The organism is Acidovorax sp. KKS102 (genome assembly GCF_000302535.1).
Taxonomy (GTDB): domain Bacteria; phylum Pseudomonadota; class Gammaproteobacteria; order Burkholderiales; family Burkholderiaceae_C; genus Acidovorax.
The window spans coordinates 1,225,014-1,244,033 of record NC_018708.1 but is presented as its reverse complement, the minus strand read 5'-3'; the positions used below and the strand labels follow the sequence as shown (position 1 = coordinate 1,244,033).

Here is a 19,020-nt window from a genome sequence, read left to right as displayed (position 1 = left end):
TGGACGCTACGGGTGTTGCACCGCCTCGCCGGGGTGCGTCAACGTGTGCGGGTCGAGGGATTGCCGGAAGGAGCTGCAGATCGCGCAGCATCATCCTTGGCAGAGTCACCCGTGAGCATGCGGCCAGCGGCGTCCACCTTGACCATTCCCAGCCTCGGATGACTCCAGTAGCGTGCCGTTTCTTCCCCGACCTGCATCTTGACCGGCGATGCCTGGTCGCGTGCCTCGTTGCCAGCGGAAGCTGCGAAAGCAACTGCACAAGCCATCGACAGCGCCGCGACAACGGCGGGTGCAAAGATCTTTTTGAACATGGTCTTAACCCTCATCATGAGTCATTGAAACGTCAGCCAGGCTGACGGCCCCACGCGGTCCGATGGGCTCGGTGCGCGTCGTGACGAGGGGAAGTTTGGAATACAGCAACACACCAGAAGATGATGGGTCGATGATATTTCTGTAATGCTGGCAGGCGCCGCTTTGGGCGCGCCGTGAAGCGTTTCGGATGCTGAGAAATTTCACTCAGAAAAGTGTCCCTGCACCAAGTTCGCTCGGCGTTGGCTGTTGCTTGGCAAGTCGGCGCCAATCAATAGCGATTTGAGCTACTGTGCGGGCACTCTCATCATCTCGCCCGCTTCTCATCCTGCACAGCAAGAAAGCTGCTTGACGTCCTTGCTGAAGGTCTGCGCCGCGAGCTTGAGTCCCTCGACCATCGTCAAATAGGGGAACAACTGGTCGGCCAGCTCCTGCACTGTCATGCGGTGCCGAATTGCCAGGGCCGCCGTCTGGATCAGTTCGCCAGCTTCCGGCGCGACCGCCTGCACGCCAATCAAGTGCCCGGTGGTATCGGTCACCAGCTTGATAAAACCACGCGTGTCGAAGTTGGCGAGCGCACGTGGCACGTTGTCCAGCGTCAACAGCCGGCTGTCGGTCTCAATGCCGCCATTGCGCGCTCCTGCTTCGGTGTAGCCCACGGTTGCTACTTGTGGATCGGTGAACACCACGGCGGGCATCGCGGTCAGGTCGAGTGCCGCTTCCCCACCGGTCATGTTGATGGCCGCGCGCGTGCCTGCGGTTGCGGCCACATAGACGAATTGAGGCTGGTCGGTGCAATCGCCTGCCGCGTAAATGTTCCGGCCACTGGTGCGCATGCCCTTGTCAACGACGATGCCCCCCTGCGCATTGACTGTGACCCCCGCCGCGTCCAGCGCGAGGCTGTGCGTGTTCGGTGTCCGCCCCGTTGCGACCAGCAGCCTGTCAGCGCGGATATCTCCGTGCCCCGTCGTCAGCACAAATTCACCGTCAACATGCGCGACCTGGCTGGCTTCCCTGTGCTCCAGCACCTCGATGCCTTCGGCACGAAAAGCAGCAGTCATGGCCTCTCCGATGGCCGGGTCCTCCCGGAAAAACAAGGTGCTGCGCGCCAGAATCACTACTTTGCTGCCTAGCCGGGCAAAAGCCTGGGCCAGCTCCAGCGCCACCACCGACGAGCCAATCACAGCCAGCCGTTCGGGAACGGTGGCACTGGCGAGCGCCTCCGTCGAAGTCCAGTAGGGTGACTCTTTCAAACCCGGAATCGGCGGTAGGGCCGGGCTGGCTCCTGTCGCGACCAAACAGCGGTCGAACACCACGATCTGCTCGTCCCCCTCGCTCAAACGGACGACAAGGCTCCGATCGTCCTTGAAACGCGCTTCACCGTGCAACACCGTGATGCCTGGGTTGCCGTCCAGGATGCCTTCGTACTTGGCATGGCGGAGTTCTTCGACACGTGCCTGCTGCTGCGCTAGCAACCGCTCGCGCAGGATCGTCGGCGGTGTGGGTGACATGCCCCCATCGAACGGGCTTTCTCGGCGCAGATGCGCGATATGCGCGGCGCGGATCATGATTTTGGACGGCACACAGCCAATGTTCACACAAGTTCCGCCGATGGTGCCTCGCTCCACCAGCGTGACGTGCGCGCCTTGCTCGACGGCCTTCAGTGCTGCCGCCATAGCGGCTCCACCACTTCCGATCACGGCTATTTGCAGCGGACGCTCGTTGCCACGGCGCTTGTCAGCGCCCCCTGTCCACTGACGCACCTGATCGAGCGATCCAGCGTGGTTGTGTTTGGGGGGGACATCGGCGAGCATTGCTTTGTAGCCCAGTCTGGCCACAGCGGCAGTCAGAGCATCGGGCAATGTGCCCGGCAGGGTGACAAGTTGGGCAGTGCCTTCGGGGTGGGAGACAAATGCCGACTGTACGCCGGGCACGTCTTCCAAGGCTTTTTTGACGTGTGCCGCACACGAACCGCAGGTCATGCCGGTGATTGTCAGATGGGTCATGCGACAGATCCTTTTTGCTTGTGCGCGCCAGGTAACGGCATCACATGCGCTGCAGTGCAGTTGTCAATGCTTCACCGCTTGACACTGGATGGAAACCCCACCTCTGCGGTTGCCTTGGTCAGCTTCTGCACGCTGGTCTTTGCGTCATCGAAGGTGACAGCTGCGTCGCGCGTCTCAAAGGTCACCTCAACTTCGCTAACGCCTTCGATCTTGGAAAGCGCTTTTTTGACGATGATCGGGCAGGTGGAGCAGGTCATGCCGGGAATGGCCAGCATGACGGTCTGGGTGGCGGCCCACACGGGGACAACGGCCAGGGTGAGCGCCAGGGAGGCAAGTAGTTGTTTCATGAAGAACTCCTGTGATCAATAGAAAAATGGCATGACATAGGGGAACCCGAGCGCGACCACAATCAGTGCGGCCACGCTCCAGAAAATAAGCTTGTAGGCAGCTCGCACCTGGGGAATCGCGCAGATCTCCCCCGGTTTACAGGCTTGCACCGGGCGGTAAATGCGCCGCCAGGCGAAGAACAGCGCCACCAGCGCGACCCCGATGAAGATCGGGCGGTAGGGCTCCAGCGCGGTCAGCTTGCCAATCCATGCCCCGCTGAATCCCAGGGTGATCAGGACCAGCGGTCCGAGGCAGCAAGTCGAGGCAAGGATGGCCGCCAGCCCTCCGGCGAAGAGCGCTGTGCGCCCGTTGTTTGGCTCCGACATGCGCTTGACCTTTCAAAATTGGTTGAATCCCGTAACCTTACTTCCGTAGTCATGTACGGAGTCAAGCGGTATGAAAGCCAATTTGGAGAGTTTTACGATCGGCGCTTTTGCCGAGGCGGCCGGGGTCAATGTAGAGACCATCCGGTTCTATCAGCGCAAGGGATTGTTGCCCGAGCCGGCCAAGCCTCACGGCAGCATCCGCCGCTATGGAGATGCAGATGTGACGCGGGTGCGCTTCGTCAAAGCGGCTCAGCGCCTGGGCTTCAGCCTGGATGCAATAGCCGAGCTGCTGCGGCTAGACGATGGAACTCATTGTGAAGAAGCCAGCGCACTGGCTGAGTCCAAGCTCAAGGATGTGCGCGAGAAGATAGCCGATTTGGCACGCATGGAGTCGGTGCTGTCTGAACTGGTATGCGCATGCCATGCGAGAAAAGGGAATGTCTCCTGCCCGCTGATTGCGTCGCTGCAGGACGGCGGGAGACTCTCGTTGCCGCAATGAGGTGGCCGCAGTGTCGTATGACGCCCAGAACCGACGCGGGGGATGCACTCGGGTTTTAGTGGATTGCAGATTGCTGTCGAAAGCGTAATCAGGAGGTCACCTCCATGTGGGGCGGCAATTTTTAGACTTCTCTCCGTGGTGCAGAAAACGCCACCTGGATGAACCATATCGGGCATCCGGCGCCACAGGAGACCATCATGAAAGTTCGTACCGCAATCCTCGTCGCCAGCCTTGCTGCATCCGCCACCGCCTCTTTCGCAACTTCCGTTTACCACGCAAGCCCAAGCCAGGAGGAAGGCGTGAGCCTGGCCGCCGACCATTTGGGCAATGCGGTCAGCCGCCAAGCGGTCGAAAGCACCGTGCTGGCCGCTCAGAAGGACGGTTCGCTGTACTGGATCAGCCGTGACTACCCTGCCACTTATCCACTCGTTCCGGGCCCCAAACTGACCAAGACCCGCCAGCAAGTCCTCGATGAGTTGCAGTCAGCCAAGCGCAACCCCGTCGGTCGTGACGGTGTACGGGATATGGGCGGCGAAGCTGGCTGGGTCGATGCCCGCCAACTGCCCTGAACCCTCTCAACGATCACCGGCAACCGCGTGCCCTCCCAAACCGGCCTGCGGTTGCACCTGAACCATTGCCATCTACCCAAAAAGGAAACACCATCATGAAACTGAAGTCCACCCTCATCGTCCTTTCCCTCATCGCAGCCCCCGCTTTTGCGTCGGACCAAGCGGTCAGCAAGACGCGCGAACAAGTGCTGGCTGAATTGGCGCAGGCTCAGCAAAACGGCGAGATGCTTGCTGCAGGCGACTCGGGGATGACTCTCAAGCAAATCAACCCCGGAGCCTATCGCTCGACTACTTCGACTCAGGCTAGCAAATCCCGCGAGCAAGTGCGGGAAGAATTGGAGCAGGCTATCCGTACGGGTGACATCATGGTGGCCGGTGAATTCGGAGTCAAACGCAATGAGTTGATGTCTGGTCGCTATCCGATCGTGGCAGGCAAGTCGTTGAAGACGCGGGAACAAGTCAAGAGTGAGTTGGCACGAGCCATCCGCGAAGGAGAAATCATCGCTGTGGGCGAAGACGGCCGCAAGCTCAATGAAATCTATCCTGACCGCTACCACGCAGCGCACCATGCAGGCGTGGCCGCCACCTCGGACGAATCCACCAAGGCCCCTCGGTTCTAAACGGGTTCTCCGGGCGGTCGGCGGCTGATCTGGAGGGGGTCTTTCGAAACAGGGCCTCCTCCAATTGGCTCGCCATGCATGTCTGCGGCGCTAGCAGCAAGTGCGTGCGACATCTACTTTTGCATTGCTCTGGCCTCCGAGCATCAGACTTGCATGTTCATCACATCGGTGTAGGCCTGGACAATGCGGTTGCGGCTCTGAAGAGTGGCCTGAAACGCGATGTTCGACTTGACTCCAGCGAGCATCGTTTCTTCAAGACTGACCGTGGGATTGCCGAATGTGACCTCGCGGCTTAGGCGACCAGACTCACTCTGCAACTGGCTTGTGGTTGAAAGCGCCTGCTTCATCGCGTCCAGAAAACCGCCTCCCTGGATGCTCGGTGCTTTGGGCACAGAGTTTCCCAGCGAACTGACAGGCAATAGTGCATCCAATGGCTTTGTCGTGACGTTCATGCCGAGGCTTTCTGGGGCGAAGAGTTTGCGAAGTTCTGCCTCGAAATCTGTACCGAGGCAACGCCCAATCGTAGAGATTGGAGTTCGATCTGTAGCTTTCGCAACGCAAGGCGCCACCCGTCAATCCCGCCGTTCGGGATAACAGAAACTTCATCTTGCCGACATCGCCGTGGGTCGCCGCATCCCTGGGGCCCAAAGAGCCTAGCGCAGCGAAGCGCGCCGCACGAAATAGCCGTGGCTCACAGCCGCTGCGAAATCTCCAGCAGCGGCTTGATGCTGGACCCAAAGCGACTCATGGAGGCATGGTTCTGCTCCAGCTGGCTGTAAGGCAAGTACCGGATTCCCAGCTCCGACACCCTGGAGAAGGCAGGCCTTTGAAGTTGCTCAGCGACCTTGTCTCTGCGATTGTCTGGAGCCACCAGAAACAGGGCGCAGTTGCCTGCAACCGGCGTGCCCAGGGCCAGATCGAGCATGCGTACGATGCCCGAATAGATGGACGTGGTGTGTTCGACTTCGAATGCGGCGGCGAATTGCGAGGTCTGGGGATCAACCCATACAACATCGATCAGTCGCACGGACTCCAGTCCTCGGTCCAGGCTGGCGGGCAACTGCGCCATGCATCCATCTCCCAGCAACCCCCCGCCATAGGCGCGGCCCCGGTCGTTGGACGCGATCCAGACCTCAAATCCGAGCGCCTTGCCCAGGTCGCGCAGCGAGGCCTGGACACCCGTGTGGGTCGCATCACTCTCGGTCGCTTGGGACAGTTCCCGTTGCAATGCGGTGGATTCCTGGCGCACACGTTCAAGGTCTTCTTGCCAGAGAGCTGTCGCCGCTGCATCCATTGCTTGTGGCGGCGCTGCATATCGGCCACTGCCAATGTCAAACATGAGTCCTGCAATCGCGCCCAGATCATTCGACAGTTTCAGCCGGTACTGCGCGTTCAGGCGCAGCAAGCCTTCTCGCATCGAGAGATAGTGGTCCCAGCGTCCGAGCTTCACGCGCCCCCCGGTCACCGCGTTGAAACCATTGACGATGGCCGTGTTGAAGGGGGAGACCAGCGTTGGGTGGATGAAATACAGCAAGTTGGCGACTGCTGGGCCCAAGCCTTTGATGCCAATCGCATCAATGCGCTGTATGGCGGCCACCACGTCTTCTGCGCAGTCGCAGTGATCGCAAGTGTGAAGAAGATCTGCGAAGGCGAGCTGGTTGCTCGCGTTCTCGTAGATGTCCGGAATCCGCAGCTTGGGTTTCCAGAGGAACGCGTGGTCCGCTCCCTTGAAAATCTGGCGCTGCTCTGCCACGGAACCCACGATCGTCTCCAGCGAGGATCCTCGGTAGGCGTTGCCAAACGTTCCGGCCCGGATGTCCTCCACCACTTGCGCAATGCCTCGGCGAATGGAGCGGAAGTTCTTGATCCGCTGATCCCACAAGAACCAGGTGTTGTAGGTGCTGCTCGGGTCTGCCTTCCAGCAGTCTATGAGAGTTTCCAAAGGGTCATGCATCTGTCGTGAGGTGCTTGCCAATGCTCTGTGCACTGGGGAAATACATCGAAAAACAAGTCCTGCCATCCGCCGAACTCACAGAAATCCGTCCCCGGTGTGCGTGAACAATCGCCTGGGTAATGGACAAGCCCAACCCCGCTCCGTCCGAGTCCAGCTGCTTGCGCGACTTGTCCGCCCGAAAGAAGCGGTCGAACAGGCGGGGGATCATCTGCGCCTCGATGGAAGGTCCAGTGTTGACGACGTCCACGGTGGTTCCGTGCAGGCCCCCCTGGATGTCCACGACCACCAGCTCGCCTGGTGGGGTGTAGCGAATGGCGTTGGACAGGAGATTGCTGAGCGCCCGGCGCAACATCAACCGGTCGCCTGTGATCTCCGCCGTCCCGATCAATTGCAGTCGGACTTGCTTCTCTTCTGCCAAGGCCTCGTAGAAGTCAAACAAAGCCTGAGCTTCATCATGGACCGCGATTCTTTCCGTGCTGGGAAGAATGAGACCGTGGTCAGCCTTGGCCAGGAACAACATGTCAGCCACCATGCGGGCCAGGCGCTGGTACTCCTCGGCGTTGGAGGCCAGTATGTCCTGGTACTCCTCAGAGGAGCGAGCCTGGCTGAGTGTGACCTGCGTCTGTGTCATCAGATTGTTGATCGGCGTACGCAGCTCGTGAGCCAGGTCCGAAGAAAACTCGGACAGGCGGTCGAACTCCTCCTTCAGGCGCCGGAGCATCTCGTTGAGGGTGGTCGCCAAGTCGGCCATCTCCACCGGAAACTCCTGGGTTGGCATCCGCTCGTCCAGTCGCTGTGCCGTGATGGCCATGGCGCGGGACCGCATGGCGCGAAGGGGGGCCAATCCATTCTTTGCGGCCCACCAGCCCAGGACCCCAGCCACCAGCGTTGCCAATGCCACGTAGCCCACAAGCACCCAAATCAATTCGTACATGAAGTGCTGGTGGTGGGCAATGTCCACGGCCACCCAGACCTGCAGCGGCGGCTCTGCGGAACCTGGCAGCGTCACGGCTTCGGACATTCCCCGGTACTCACGGTCCTTGATTCGCCACGAGGCAACCCCCAAGCGGGAATGCTCGGTCCGCACGCTCAAGTCCGCAGGAAACTCAAAGTCCTCCGTCGAGTACAGCGATTGACCATTGCGAAGCACGGTGACGAAGAGACCCTCATGGCTGTGCAAAACGTCATCCAGCCGCATCTTCAGATCCTGCGGCGACTTCGATTTGCCGATGACTTCACGCGTCAGGTGAACCTTGTCACGCAGTGCATCGCGGTCAAGTTCCACGAAATGCCGGTCGATGGAAATAGCCACGAGAGTCCCCAGGCCGATCAGCACAAGGGCGGACGCCAAAGTAAAAAAGACCGTCAGCCGTGTCGTGAGCGAGTACCGGGCTTTCACGCACGCTCCTGCGGCGCTTCAAGCACATACCCCATGCCTCGCACCGTCTGAATCAGCTTGGCGTCATAGGCATCGTCAATCTTGGCCCGAAGCCTGCGCATCGCCACCTCAATCACGTTGGAATCGCTGTCGAAATTCATATCCCACACCTGCGACGCGATCAGAGAGCGCGGCAGAACTTCCCCTTGGCGGCGCATCAGCAGCTCCAGGAGTCCGAACTCCTTGGCCGTGAGGTCGATGCGTTTGCCAGATCTGCTGACTCGCCGCCGCAAGAGGTCTAGTTCTAGATCGGCCACCTGGAGGACCGTCACCTCGGTGCCATTGCGACCACGCCTGAGGATGGTGCGCGCTCGCGCCAATAGCTCGGCAAAGGAAAACGGTTTGACCAGGTAGTCGTCCGCCCCCAGTTCCAACCCTTTGATCCGGTCTTGCACCTGATCCTTGGCCGTGAGAAACAGTACGGGCATCTCCAGGCCCCGGCGACGCAGATTGGTGAGCACCTGCCAGCCATCCATCCCAGGAAGCATCACATCCAGGATCACCAGGTCGTAGTCACCTTCCTGGGCCAGATGCAGGCCATCGACTCCGTTGTGAACCAGATCGGCGTTGAACCCTGCCTCACGCAAGCCTTGGCGCAGGTATTCGCCGGTTTTGATTTCATCCTCGACGATCAATATCTTCACGGGATCTCCCTGTCTGCGAATGACGGCAAGTGTGCCTGCAGATCGCGGGCTTTCTTTCAGATGACAAAGATGTAATTAAGCCGTTATGTCGGCGGAAGCCTTGGGATCACACAATGCGTTGCATCAAGAACGCATGGTGAACCTATGAAAATTTCCTGGCTTTCACGACCTATATCAACCCCCTGGCTGGCCGCCGCGCTAATAGCGCCGTCCCTGGCTCTGGCTCAGATGCCAGAGGGCGAATCCGCCAAGGTGGACTATCAGCTTTCGTACCGATCAGCCCTCTCGGGCTACGAAGCCTACAAAGAGCAATCCGTCCAGCCCTGGAAAGCGGCCAATGACAAGGTGGGCGAGATCGGAGGCTGGCGCACCTATGCCAAGGAAATTCGCCAGACGGCACCCACAACCGGCCAGGACCAACCCGCGCAGGGCCATGACGCACACCACGGGGGCAAACAATGAACCGCCCCTTGCACACGCCCCGCGCCAAACTCGTGATCGCCGTGGCCGCAGTGGCGGTCTTGTCTGGTTGCGCCAGCGTGAATCTGGAGCAGAACCTCACCAGCGCCAATACAGCCGCAAGCGGTTTCACGGACGGCCAGCTTACCTTGGCCCGGGACCAGAGCGAGCGGGACGCCTTGCGCCAGCGCGCTTCGGATCTGCTGGCCAAGCCGCTCAGTCAGAAGGATGCCGTTCAACTCGCACTCGTCAATAGCCCATCCCTGCAGGCCATCGTGGCTCAAAACTGGGCGGACGCTTCCACGGCAGCCCAGTCCGGCCGCATCGCCAACCCCATTCTGAGCCTGGAGCGCGTTCGCCTGGGCAGCGAGACGGAGATCGGCCGCATCCTGTCCTTCGGCCTGCTTGACCTGCTGACCTTGCCGACACGCAAAGGCATCGCCGAGCAGCGCATCAAGCAGACCCAGTTGCGCCTGAGCAGCGACGTAGTGGACCAAGTCACGCAGGTACGTCAGGCCTGGGTCCGGGCTGTCGCCGCGCAACAGACACTGGCATACACCCAACAGGTCGTCGCAAGTGCTCAAGCCAGCGCTGAGTTGGCCAAGCGCATGCAGGCAGTGGGCAATTTCAACAAGCTCGATCGTGTGCGCCAGCAAGCGTTCTACGCCGACACTGCGACCCAGCTGGCCAGTGCGCAGCACCAGGTCACGGCAGCCCGTGAGGAGCTGGTGCGGCTGCTAGGCCTGGACGATAGCCAAGCCCAACAGCTCAAGTTGCCTGAACGCCTTCCCACACTGCCCAAGGAGCCGCTGTCCCCATCGGACGCTGGCCGCCAAGCGTCTAAGGGGCGGCTGGATCTGCAGATCGCGAAGGCTGACTACGACGCAGCCGCACGCGCGCAAGGCTGGAACACGATCACGACCTTCACGGACATCGAGTTGGGCGTGCGGCGCGACTCAGTCTTTGATGCCGCCGAGAACACCCACTCCACGCGGCGCGGCTTCGAGATCAGCTTGCAGTTACCCATCTTCGATTGGGGTGGAATGCGGCGCGACGCCATGAATGCGCAGACCCTGGCTGCGGCCAACCGCCTGGAAGCAACCGCACGCGCGGCGGGTTCGAACCTTAGGGAGAGCTACTCCGCGTACCGCACTGCATATGACATCGCGCGTCACCACCGCGACGAGGTGATTCCCCTGCGAAAAACCATCTCCGAAGAAAACCAGCTTCGCTACAACGGGATGCTGATCAGCGTTTTCGAGTTGCTTGCCGACTCCCGCGACCAGGTGAACTCGGTGATGGCGGCCCTGAACGCCGAACAGCAGTTCTGGCTGGCGGACGCCGCCCTTCAGGCCTCTCTCATCGGCAAGCCCACCAGCGCTGGCGTCTCGGGCGGTGGCGCAGCCGCTGCCGAAGCCGGTGCAGGCCACTGATCCCCTCAAGGAAACCAACATGAATTCAAGAAGAGATTTTTTCCGGTTTGCTGGCATTGCCGGAGGGGCCGTGGCCGCAGCGAGTGTGAGCCGCGTGGCAATGGCCGCACTGCCAGAACCCGTGTACCAGACAAGCGCAGACACCATGGCGCCGCTGGTGCCCAACTCCGGGCGCCCCTACAACCCGGTGGTCACGCTCAACGGCTGGACGCTGCCCTGGCGCATGAACCAGGGGGTCAAGGAGTTCCACCTGGTGGCAGAACCCGTTGTGCGCGAAATGGCCCCTGGCTTCAAGGCCCACCTGTGGGGATACAACGGCCAGAGTCCTGGTCCCACCATTGAAGTGGTGGAAGGCGACCGCGTTCGCATTTTTGTGACCAACAAGCTGCCCGAGCACACCAGCATCCACTGGCATGGACAGCGTTTGCCCAATGGCATGGACGGTGTGGCGGGATTGAACCAGCCCGCAATCCAGTCGGGCAAGACCTTCGTCTACGAATTCGTGGCGCGCCGTCCAGGTACCTTCATGTACCACCCGCACGCCGATGAGATGACCCAGATGGCCATGGGCATGATGGGCTTTTGGATCACGCATCCAAAGACCAAGCATCCGCTGATTGATGAAGTGAATCGAGACTTTTGCTTCCTGCTCAGTGCCTACGACATTGAGCCCGGGGCCGCTACGCCGAAGGTCGCGGAAATGCTGAATTTCAATTTATGGACTTGGAACAGCCGCATCTTTCCTGGCATCGATTCCTTGAACGTCCGGCTCAACGACAAGGTGCGCATTCGCATCGGCAACCTCACCATGACCAACCACCCCATGCATTTGCACGGTCATGAGTTTTTGGTCACCGGCACGGATGGCGGTCCCACACCAAAGAGCACGCGTCTCTATGAAGTGACCACCGACGTGGCAGTGGGCCAGATGCGCCAGATCGAGTTCCTCGCGGACGAAGAAGGCGACTGGGCGTTCCACTGCCACAAGAGCCACCACACCATGAATGCAATGGGTCACGACATTCCCACCATGATTGGAGTGGACCATCGCGGCGTCGCCAAGAAGATCAACAACCTGATCCCCGACTACATGGTCATGGGCGAACGGGGCATGGCAGACATGACCGAGATGGAGATGCCCATCCCGGACAACACCATTCCCATGATGACGGGGGAAGGCCCGTTCGGGTCGGTCGAAATGGGCGGGATGTTCAGCGTCGTCAAAGTACGCCGCGACCAGAAGCCGGGCGACTACAAAAATCCGGGTTGGTACAAGAACCCAGAGGGCACGGTGGCGTACGAGTACACCGGCCCGATGGCGGAGCCTGCCCGCTTCAAGGCCGAGGGCGGCCAATCCATGCCCCGCAAAGAGAAGTCCAGTTCGGACACTGTCGTCAAGGTCAAAAAACCGTCTTCGCACAGCGGCCACTGATCGCCCCCTTTCCTCATTCACAACGTAAGGTAACTATGAAACGCACTCTTTCCCTGATCGCTGCCTCAACCCTGGTGGCTCTGTCTTTCAATAGCCTGGCAGGTGGTACTCACAGCGGTGGTCACGGCCACGGAAGCGAGGAGTCAGCCATAGGACAGCCAGGTACAGCAAGCAAGGTAAGCCGCACGATCAATGTTGACATGGCTGACACCATGCGCTTCACGCCCGCTGCAATCTCCGTCAAGCAGGGCGAGACTATCAAGTTCGTGATCAAGAACAGTGGCCAGGTCAAACACGAGTTCAGTATGGGCACCGATGCCGAACTCAAGGAGCACTACGAGACGATGAAGAAGTTCCCGGACATGGAGCATGACGAACCCAGCAAGGTGTCGCTGGCCCCCGGCAAGCAAGGCGAAATCATCTGGCAGTTCACCAAGGCTGGCGAAGTGAAGTTCGCCTGCCTGTACCCAGGCCACTACGACGCAGGCATGAAGGGCCAGGTCACGGTGGTCAAGAAGTAAGCGGAGAAACCCTCCACGCAATTGGACAAGGAGTTCATATGAAAAACGCAAACAGTCTTTTGATCGGCGCGATGTTGTCGCTGGCCGCACTCATGCCGTTGTCAGCCACGGCGCAAGCCTCTGGAGACGCCGGAAGAGCCGCAACCACGGCCGCAGCCTCCATGACCGATGGAGAGGTGCGCAAGATCGACAAGGACGCCGGAAAAATCACCATCAAGCATGGCGACATCAAGCACTTGGAGATGCCGGGGATGACCATGGTGTTCACAGCCAAGGACAAGGCCCTGCTCGACAAGGCGCAGGCCGGCGACAAGATCCGCTTCATGGTGATCAACGAGGGCGGAAAGATGGTCGTCACTGCCATCGAGCCTGCCAAGTAAGCGCAAAAAGTGTCTCGCTACGCCCTCAAGAAAAGGGGGCGTTCTTCTGTTCGCACGTCAACCCACCAAGGAAAAATCATGAAAACGCTCCTTATTGCCCTCGCCATGACAGCAGCATCGTCCGCATTCGCCGCTGGCGACACCCAGGAAGCCACGCCCTATACCAACTCCAAGGCGCAAGCGCATGGCGAAGACCACAAGAAAGCCCGTCCTGCAACCGGTGTGAAGCAGATCAAGGATGGCGGTACAGCGCGAGGTGAAGGCTCTGGCCTTGCGGACACCAGCAAGGCCGAAGCCCGTGGTCAGGAAAAGGCCAATGCGCGTGAAGCCATGCCGCACAAGGAAGCCACTCCGGGCTCCACGCCTAAGTAATGCAAACGGGTGGGCCACAAGCGTGGCCCACCCAAGTACGGGCGGGCCGCAATCGTGGTGCAAGGTGATGGCTTCGCAAGCCCCCTCAGGGCCTAGTTCAGTGCCCGCTCCGATGTGCGTGGACTCCGCGCATCCACGTCATGAGGTCTAGATGGCTGTTCGTTGGCGTGTCGGTCACACCAGAGTGCGCTCTGGAAACCTTGGCTCCGCGCCGAGTCGGTTTCACGAAACTTGCGTTGTGGTTGGGCTTCGAGGGGCTGTCCGCCGCCAGGTTGTCAAGAATTGCGCAGTTCGAGTGGTCGTCGCCAGCGCACACAGAAACCAACTGCTCCAAGGCTGATTTCATCTCGATAATCTCCCGCAGCTTCTCCTCCAGATCCGCCAGATGGCGCTCCGCAATCGCCTTTACCTGCCGACTGGTGCGGTGCGTGTCACCCCATTGGCCGATCAACTCCGCAATCTGGGGCATTGAGAACCCGAGGCGGCGCGACTGGCGGATGAAACGCAGTACCGAAACTTCGCGCTCACCGTATTTTCGATAGCCAGACTCACTGCGCTCAGCTTCTGGCAACAAACCTGTTTGCTCGTAGTGGCGGATCATCTTGGCCGATACACCTGCCGTGCTAGGTCTTAGACGTTGTATGGGCTCCAACAATGCCCAAACAGATGTAAGAATAAACAATGCACCATGGCATACCAGATGGCATACCGCACAGGACAAAAAACAAAAAACCCCAAGTGAATCAATCACTTGGGGTCATGTACTGGCGGAGAGGGTGGGATTCGAACCCACGGTAGTGTTGCCACTACGCCTGATTTCGAGTCAGGTACATTCGACCACTCTGCCACCTCTCCTGTGTGTCGAAGCCTTCGATTATAGCCAGATTTTCAGGGCTTGAGCACGGCGGTGCCGCCCAGGTAGGGGCGCAGCACCTCGGGCACCGTCACGCTGCCATCGGCCTGCTGGTAATTTTCCAGCACCGCCACCAGGGTGCGGCCCACGGCCAGGCCGGAACCGTTCAGGGTGTGCAGCAGCTCGTTCTTGCCTTGGGCGTTCTTGAAGCGGGCTTGCAGGCGGCGCGCCTGGAAGGCTTCGCAGTTGCTCACCGAGCTGATTTCGCGGTAGGTGTTCTGCGCGGGCAGCCACACTTCCAGGTCGTAGGTCTTGGCGGCGCCAAATCCCATGTCGCCCGTGCACAGGCTCATCACGCGGTAGGGCAAGCCCAGCTTTTGCAGCACGGTCTCGGCGTGGCGGGTCATTTCTTCCAGCGCTTCATAGCTCTTGTCGGGGTGCACGATCTGCACCATTTCGACCTTGTCGAACTGGTGCTGGCGGATCATGCCGCGCGTGTCGCGGCCGTAGCTGCCCGCTTCGGAGCGGAAGCATGGCGTGTGGGCCGTGAGCTTGATGGGCAGGTCGGCCTCGGCCACCACCACGTCGCGCACGAAGTTGGTCAGCGGCACTTCGCTGGTGGGGATGAGGTACAGCGCCGCGTTGTCGGGCACGGGTTCGCCGTCCTGACCGCCCTTTTTGGCGGCAAACAGGTCGCCTTCAAACTTGGGCAGCTGGCCGGTGCCCTTGAGCGAGTCTGCGTTCACTGCGTAAGGCACGTAGCACTCGGTGTAGCCGTGCTCTTGCGTCTGCACATCCAGCATGAACTGGCTCAATGCGCGATGCAGGCGGGCGATGGAACCCTTCATCACGGTAAAGCGCGAGCCCGAGAGCTTCACGCCCATGTCGAAATCGAGGCCCAGCGGGGTGCCCACATCGACATGGTCCTTCACTTCGAAATCGAACTTCGCAGGCGTGCCCCAGCGGCGCACTTCGACATTGCCCGCTTCGTCGCTGCCCACTGGCACGGATTCGTGCGGCAGGTTGGGCACGGCCACCAGCATGGCTAGCAGCTCGGACTGGATCTGCTCCAGGCGGGCGGCGGATTGTTCCAGCTCCACCTTGCCTGCGGCCACCTGGGCCTTGACGGCTTCGGCGCCGTCCTTGTCACCCCGGCTCATCAGCATGCCGACCTGCTTGGACAGCTGGTTGCGCTGGGCCTGCAGCTCTTCGGTGCGGGTCTGCAGCGTCTTGCGCTCGGACTCCAGGGCCTGGAAAGCGGAGACGTCCAGGAAGGCCTGGGGCTTTTTACGGGTTTCCAGCCGCGCGATGGCGGTGTCGAGGTCTTTGCGGAGAAGAAGAATGTCAAGCATTGCAGGATTTTAAGGGGGGTGGTCGGCACAGGCTCAGGCAAGGCTGGCAGGGTCAAAGTTGGCGCCGCAGAGAATCAGGGCCACCGTCTCTTGCGGCTGGGGCTTGTAGGCGCCGGTTTGCAAAGCTGCCAAGCCCAGCGCGGCGGCGGGTTCCACGGCCAGTTTCAGCTCCTTCCACAGCCACAGCTGGGCCGCACGGATGGCGTCATCGGGCAGCAACAACGCGTCGTGTACGTGGCGCTGGCTCAATGCCCAGCTGATCGCCCCGATGCGGCGGGCACCGAGCGAGTCGGCGGCCACGCCACCCACCTCCACATCCACCGGCTGGCCCGCAGCCCGCGCGGCGTGCAGGGTGGGGGCGCGTTCGGGCTCCAGCGCCACCACATGGGCTCGGCTTTCCACCCATGCGGCCACACCGCCAATGAGGCCACCGCCGCCCACGCTGACAAGCACCGTGTCGGGCAGGCGGCCGCCCTGTTCTTCCATCTCCAGCGCCAGGGTGCCCGCGCCGGCCACCACTTCGGGCTGGTCGTAGGCATGGGCCTGCAAGGCTCCAGTGGTCTTCTGGCGGGCCACGCAGGCTTCAAAGGCTTCGGAATACGCGGCGCCGGTGACGACCACCTCCGCCCCCAAGGCGCGCAGGCGGGCGCGCTTGGCCTCGGGCGAGACCTCGGGTACAAAGACCTCGCAGCGCACGCCCAGGGCCTGGGCGGCCGCTGCCACCGCAATGCCGGCGTTGCCGCCCGAGGCGATGATCACGCCGCTCTCAGGCACCGGGTTGGCCAGCAGCCGGTAGAGCATGCCGCGCGCCTTGAAGCTGCCGCCCACCTGCAGATGCTCCAGCTTGAGCCAGACCTCGGCACAGTCCATGCCCAAGGACTTGCCGGACAGGCGCATCAGCGGCGTGGTGCGCAAAAAGTCGGGCTGGGTGGCCAGTTGGCGGCGGGCTGCGGCAATGGCGGCGCGGTCGATCATGCAGGGGCTCCGGATGGCAGGTGGTGTCAAAAGAAGGGGCAGTGTAGGGGCTGCCCGCAACATGCAGACACAACGTGGACTGCACGAGCGCCCCACAACTGCCGATAACATGGCCAAAGCAGTTCCAACCCCACCCGTCCGGCGGTTCTGCACACAGGAGAAAAGCATGTTCTTTGTGTTCGGCCCGTCGGGCCAGATGTACCGGGGCGGCCCCGAAAACCTGGCACGTATCTCTGCGGTGCGCAGCGTGCAACGCCCGCAGGCCCTGCGCACGCGGACCATGGACGCACAAGACGGGCAGCCGGTACCCGTCTTCACGGCCCCACCCCGCCCCACCACCGCCGACCACACCCATGCGGCGGCACCCGGCGCCGTCGTCAACCTGCGCCTGCAGGACGCCGTGAGCGCCTACGCGCAAACGGAGCAAGGCCCCCAGGCCAGTGCCCGCCAGCCGTTGACCAAGGTGAGCGATGTGATGACCACCGGCGGCGTGAGTGTGGCGCCCGATGTGCGCGTGAACGATGCCTGGCAGACCCTGGCAGAGCACCGGGTGGCGCAGACCCCCGTGGTGGATGCGCTGGGCCGCGTGATCGGATTGCTGCTGAGGGCCGACATGGCGCCGCTGGATCTGCTGCCCGAGCCCGGCGCCGTCAAGCAGGCCATCGACCTGGCCCGCCGCCCGGTGGCCGAGGTGATGGTGAGCCCCGTGCCCACCGTGTCACCCGACACCGAACTGCGCCGCGTGGCCGCCGTGCTGCTGGACACCGGCCTGCCGGGCCTGCCGGTGACGGACGAGGCGGGCGTGCTGTCGGGCTTTATCTCGCGCACCGACATCCTGCGCGCCGTGGCGGCCGACCCGCCGCTGGACCTGTGGAGCGGGCCCGCCGTGCCTCTGTAGGGGCATATTTGGATAAAAATGGCCGCTAGCGCTAGAGGAATATGCGCTAGCAGCTATCAATTCAGGAGTGAATAAAAAAGGGCACCTACCGGCGCCCTCGCACGATCACCAGCGGCCTCGCACGCCGCCGTCAGTGCCCAGACGGCCCTGTCTCGGGTGTGCGCTCGCGAATCTCCAGGCCCGTGGCCGCGTCGATCTTGAGCCCCTTGGGCAGCGGAAACTTGATGGTCTCCTCAATGCCCGCCATGCTGCGCACCGATACCGCGCCCAGCGCCTTGATGCGGTCGATAACCTGCTGCACCAGGATTTCTGGCGCCGAGGCTCCGGCGGTCAGCCCTACGCGTGCAAGGCCCTTGAACCACTCGCCCTGCAGCTCGTCGGCACTGTCCACCATGTAGGCCGTGGTGCCCAGCTTGGCCGCCAGCTCGCGCAGGCGGTTGCTGTTGGAGCTGGTGGGGCTGCCCACCACGATCACCACGTCCACCTGCGGGCTCAGTACCTTGACGGCATCCTGCCGGTTCTGTGTGGCGTAGCAGATGTCCTGCTGCTTGGGTTCGCGCACGTTCGGAAAGCGCGCACGCACGGCGGCAGAGATTTCGGCGGCGTCGTCCACACTCAGCGTGGTCTGCGTGACCACGGCCAGTTTCTCGGTCTGCGCCGGCTGCACGCGGGCCACATCTTCCACGTCTTCCACCAGGTGGATACCGTGGTCGAGCTGGCCCATGGTGCCCTCGACCTCGGGGTGGCCCTTGTGGCCGATCATGATGAACTCGTAGCCCTCTTTGGCGAGCTTGGCGACCTCGACATGCACCTTGGTCACCAGTGGGCAGGTGGCGTCAAAAATGCTGAAGCCACGCGCCTCGGCCTCTTGCTGTACCGCCTTGCTCACGCCGTGGGCGCTGAACACCAACGTGGCGCCCGGCGGCACGTCGGACAGCTCTTCAATGAAGATCGCGCCCTTGGCCTTGAGGTCGTTCACCACATAGGTGTTGTGCACGATTTCGTGGCGCACATAGATGGGGGCGCCAAACTTCTGGATGGCGCGCTCCACGATCTCGATGGCGCGGTCCACACCGGCGCAAAAGCCGCGCGGCTCGGCCAGCAGGATTTCTTTCGGCGCCAGCATCACAGGATCCCGATCAGCTGCACTTCAAAGGTCACGGGCTGGCCCGCCAGCGGGTGGTTGAAGTCGAACAGCACGGCGCCGTCTTCACGCACCTGCATCACGGCACCGGCGTAGCTGCCCTGGCCGTCGGGCGTGGGGAACTGCACCACATCGCCCACGTTGTACTTTTCGTCGGGGTCGCCCAGCTCGTTCATCAGCTTGCGCGCCACCCACTGCTGCATGTCGGGGTTGCGCTCGCCAAAAGCCTCGCCCGCAGGCAGCTCGAACGTGGTGCGCGTGCCCTCGGCCAGGCCCAGCAGGCGCTGCTCCATGGCGGGCGACAGCTCACCCGTGCCCAGCGACAGGGTGGCCGGCTTGTCGGCAAAGGTGTTGATCACATCCCCCGCCGGGCCAGCCAGGCGGTAGTGCAGCGTGAGAAAGGAGCCCGGCTGCACGGTGGGAAGGGGGGTGGAAATAGAGGTCATGAG

Annotated in this window: 23 protein-coding genes and 1 tRNA gene; 10 read left to right on the top strand and 14 right to left on the bottom strand. The window is 61.7% G+C overall.

All coding sequences use genetic code 11. The annotated features are described in order from the left end of the window. Positions 1-38: 38 nt before the first annotated feature. The 4 genes from C380_RS05660 to merT all read right to left on the bottom strand — a co-directional run bounded on the left by C380_RS05660 (position 39) and on the right by merT (position 3,028). Positions 39-311, bottom strand: a complete 273-nt coding sequence (locus C380_RS05660; protein ID WP_015012929.1) for a hypothetical protein — start codon at positions 309-311, stop codon at positions 39-41. A 321-nt stretch (positions 312-632) separates the two neighbouring features. Then, on the bottom strand, positions 633-2,315 hold the full coding sequence (gene merA / locus C380_RS05655; RefSeq protein WP_015012928.1) for a mercury(II) reductase: 1,683 nt from the start codon (positions 2,313-2,315) through the stop codon (positions 633-635). Positions 2,316-2,386: 71 nt separating this feature from the next. Next, on the bottom strand, positions 2,387-2,662 hold the full coding sequence (gene merP, locus C380_RS05650) for a mercury resistance system periplasmic binding protein MerP (RefSeq protein WP_008905582.1): 276 nt from the start codon (positions 2,660-2,662) through the stop codon (positions 2,387-2,389). 15 nt (positions 2,663-2,677) lie between these two features. Then, the gene (merT, locus tag C380_RS05645) at positions 2,678-3,028 is read right to left on the bottom strand and encodes a mercuric ion transporter MerT (protein ID WP_015012927.1); all 351 of its coding nucleotides are present in this window, start codon (positions 3,026-3,028) and stop codon (positions 2,678-2,680) included. A gap of 70 nt (positions 3,029-3,098) precedes the next feature. Between merT and merR the strand changes: the two genes are divergently transcribed. From merR to C380_RS05630, 3 genes are all read left to right on the top strand, one after another. Next, a complete protein-coding gene (gene merR / locus C380_RS05640) occupies positions 3,099-3,527 on the top strand; it encodes an Hg(II)-responsive transcriptional regulator (protein ID WP_015012926.1) in 429 nt (142 codons plus the stop codon). Between the two features lie 197 nt (positions 3,528-3,724). After that, positions 3,725-4,096 (top strand): hypothetical protein, encoded by a 372-nt coding sequence (locus tag C380_RS05635; protein WP_015012925.1) that lies wholly within the window; start codon positions 3,725-3,727, stop codon positions 4,094-4,096. Positions 4,097-4,191: 95 nt separating this feature from the next. Further along, on the top strand, positions 4,192-4,716 hold the full coding sequence (locus C380_RS05630; RefSeq protein ID WP_015012924.1) for a DUF4148 domain-containing protein: 525 nt from the start codon (positions 4,192-4,194) through the stop codon (positions 4,714-4,716). Between the two features lie 143 nt (positions 4,717-4,859). Here the strand turns inward: C380_RS05630 and fliE are convergent, their stop codons facing one another. The 4 genes from fliE to C380_RS05610 all read right to left on the bottom strand — a co-directional run bounded on the left by fliE (position 4,860) and on the right by C380_RS05610 (position 8,752). Continuing rightward, complete coding sequence (gene fliE, locus C380_RS05625) at positions 4,860-5,168, bottom strand: flagellar hook-basal body complex protein FliE (protein WP_015012923.1); 309 nt, start codon at positions 5,166-5,168, stop codon at positions 4,860-4,862. 239 nt (positions 5,169-5,407) lie between these two features. Beyond that, positions 5,408-6,670 carry a hypothetical protein gene (locus tag C380_RS05620; RefSeq protein ID WP_015012922.1) on the bottom strand — a complete coding sequence of 421 codons (1,263 nt, stop codon included), beginning with the start codon at positions 6,668-6,670 and terminating at the stop codon, positions 5,408-5,410. After that, the gene (locus C380_RS05615; protein ID WP_015012921.1) at positions 6,663-8,069 is read right to left on the bottom strand and encodes a heavy metal sensor histidine kinase; all 1,407 of its coding nucleotides are present in this window, start codon (positions 8,067-8,069) and stop codon (positions 6,663-6,665) included. The genes C380_RS05620 and C380_RS05615 overlap by 8 nt, the downstream gene beginning before the upstream one ends. After that, positions 8,066-8,752 (bottom strand): heavy metal response regulator transcription factor, encoded by a 687-nt coding sequence (locus C380_RS05610; protein WP_015012920.1) that lies wholly within the window; start codon positions 8,750-8,752, stop codon positions 8,066-8,068. The genes C380_RS05615 and C380_RS05610 overlap by 4 nt, the downstream gene beginning before the upstream one ends. Positions 8,753-8,980: 228 nt before the next feature. Here C380_RS05610 and C380_RS05605 point away from each other — a divergent pair, with 228 nt between their 5' ends. The 6 genes from C380_RS05605 (at position 8,981) to C380_RS05580 (ending at position 13,349) form a co-directional block, all read left to right on the top strand. Continuing rightward, positions 8,981-9,214 (top strand): hypothetical protein, encoded by a 234-nt coding sequence (locus C380_RS05605; protein WP_233247170.1) that lies wholly within the window; start codon positions 8,981-8,983, stop codon positions 9,212-9,214. Further along, the gene (locus C380_RS05600; protein ID WP_015012918.1) at positions 9,211-10,644 is read left to right on the top strand and encodes a TolC family protein; all 1,434 of its coding nucleotides are present in this window, start codon (positions 9,211-9,213) and stop codon (positions 10,642-10,644) included. Before C380_RS05605 ends, C380_RS05600 begins: the two co-directional genes overlap by 4 nt. Positions 10,645-10,663: 19 nt before the next feature. Further along, positions 10,664-12,076: a multicopper oxidase family protein gene (locus C380_RS05595; protein WP_015012917.1), complete on the top strand. Its 1,413-nt coding sequence runs from the start codon at positions 10,664-10,666 to the stop codon at positions 12,074-12,076. A gap of 35 nt (positions 12,077-12,111) precedes the next feature. After that, positions 12,112-12,597: a plastocyanin/azurin family copper-binding protein gene (locus C380_RS05590; protein WP_043565173.1), complete on the top strand. Its 486-nt coding sequence runs from the start codon at positions 12,112-12,114 to the stop codon at positions 12,595-12,597. 38 nt (positions 12,598-12,635) lie between these two features. Continuing rightward, on the top strand, positions 12,636-12,977 hold the full coding sequence (locus C380_RS05585) for a copper-binding protein (RefSeq protein WP_015012915.1): 342 nt from the start codon (positions 12,636-12,638) through the stop codon (positions 12,975-12,977). 78 nt (positions 12,978-13,055) lie between these two features. After that, positions 13,056-13,349 (top strand): hypothetical protein, encoded by a 294-nt coding sequence (locus tag C380_RS05580; RefSeq protein WP_015012914.1) that lies wholly within the window; start codon positions 13,056-13,058, stop codon positions 13,347-13,349. A 97-nt stretch (positions 13,350-13,446) separates the two neighbouring features. Here the strand turns inward: C380_RS05580 and C380_RS25785 are convergent, their stop codons facing one another. The 4 genes from C380_RS25785 to C380_RS05560 form a co-directional block, all read right to left on the bottom strand. Further along, on the bottom strand, positions 13,447-14,100 hold the full coding sequence (locus tag C380_RS25785; RefSeq protein ID WP_369750481.1) for a MerR family DNA-binding protein: 654 nt from the start codon (positions 14,098-14,100) through the stop codon (positions 13,447-13,449). Between the two features lie 14 nt (positions 14,101-14,114). Next, positions 14,115-14,204: transfer RNA gene (locus C380_RS05570), tRNA-Ser, on the bottom strand. A gap of 33 nt (positions 14,205-14,237) precedes the next feature. Next, positions 14,238-15,554, bottom strand: coding sequence for a serine--tRNA ligase (gene serS, locus C380_RS05565; protein ID WP_015012912.1), 1,317 nt, complete (start codon positions 15,552-15,554; stop codon positions 14,238-14,240). Positions 15,555-15,587: 33 nt separating this feature from the next. Then, positions 15,588-16,529 carry a threonine/serine dehydratase gene (locus tag C380_RS05560; RefSeq protein ID WP_015012911.1) on the bottom strand — a complete coding sequence of 314 codons (942 nt, stop codon included), beginning with the start codon at positions 16,527-16,529 and terminating at the stop codon, positions 15,588-15,590. Between the two features lie 166 nt (positions 16,530-16,695). Here C380_RS05560 and C380_RS05555 point away from each other — a divergent pair, with 166 nt between their 5' ends. Continuing rightward, on the top strand, positions 16,696-17,427 hold the full coding sequence (locus C380_RS05555) for an HPP family protein (protein WP_015012910.1): 732 nt from the start codon (positions 16,696-16,698) through the stop codon (positions 17,425-17,427). Between the two features lie 130 nt (positions 17,428-17,557). Here C380_RS05555 and ispH read toward each other — a convergent pair whose 3' ends face one another. Both ispH and C380_RS05545 read right to left on the bottom strand, forming a co-directional pair. Beyond that, on the bottom strand, positions 17,558-18,553 hold the full coding sequence (gene ispH, locus C380_RS05550) for a 4-hydroxy-3-methylbut-2-enyl diphosphate reductase (RefSeq protein ID WP_015012909.1): 996 nt from the start codon (positions 18,551-18,553) through the stop codon (positions 17,558-17,560). Next, positions 18,553-19,017 carry a peptidylprolyl isomerase gene (locus C380_RS05545; protein WP_015012908.1) on the bottom strand — a complete coding sequence of 155 codons (465 nt, stop codon included), beginning with the start codon at positions 19,015-19,017 and terminating at the stop codon, positions 18,553-18,555. Before C380_RS05545 ends, ispH begins: the two co-directional genes overlap by 1 nt. Positions 19,018-19,020: the final 3 nt, after the last annotated feature.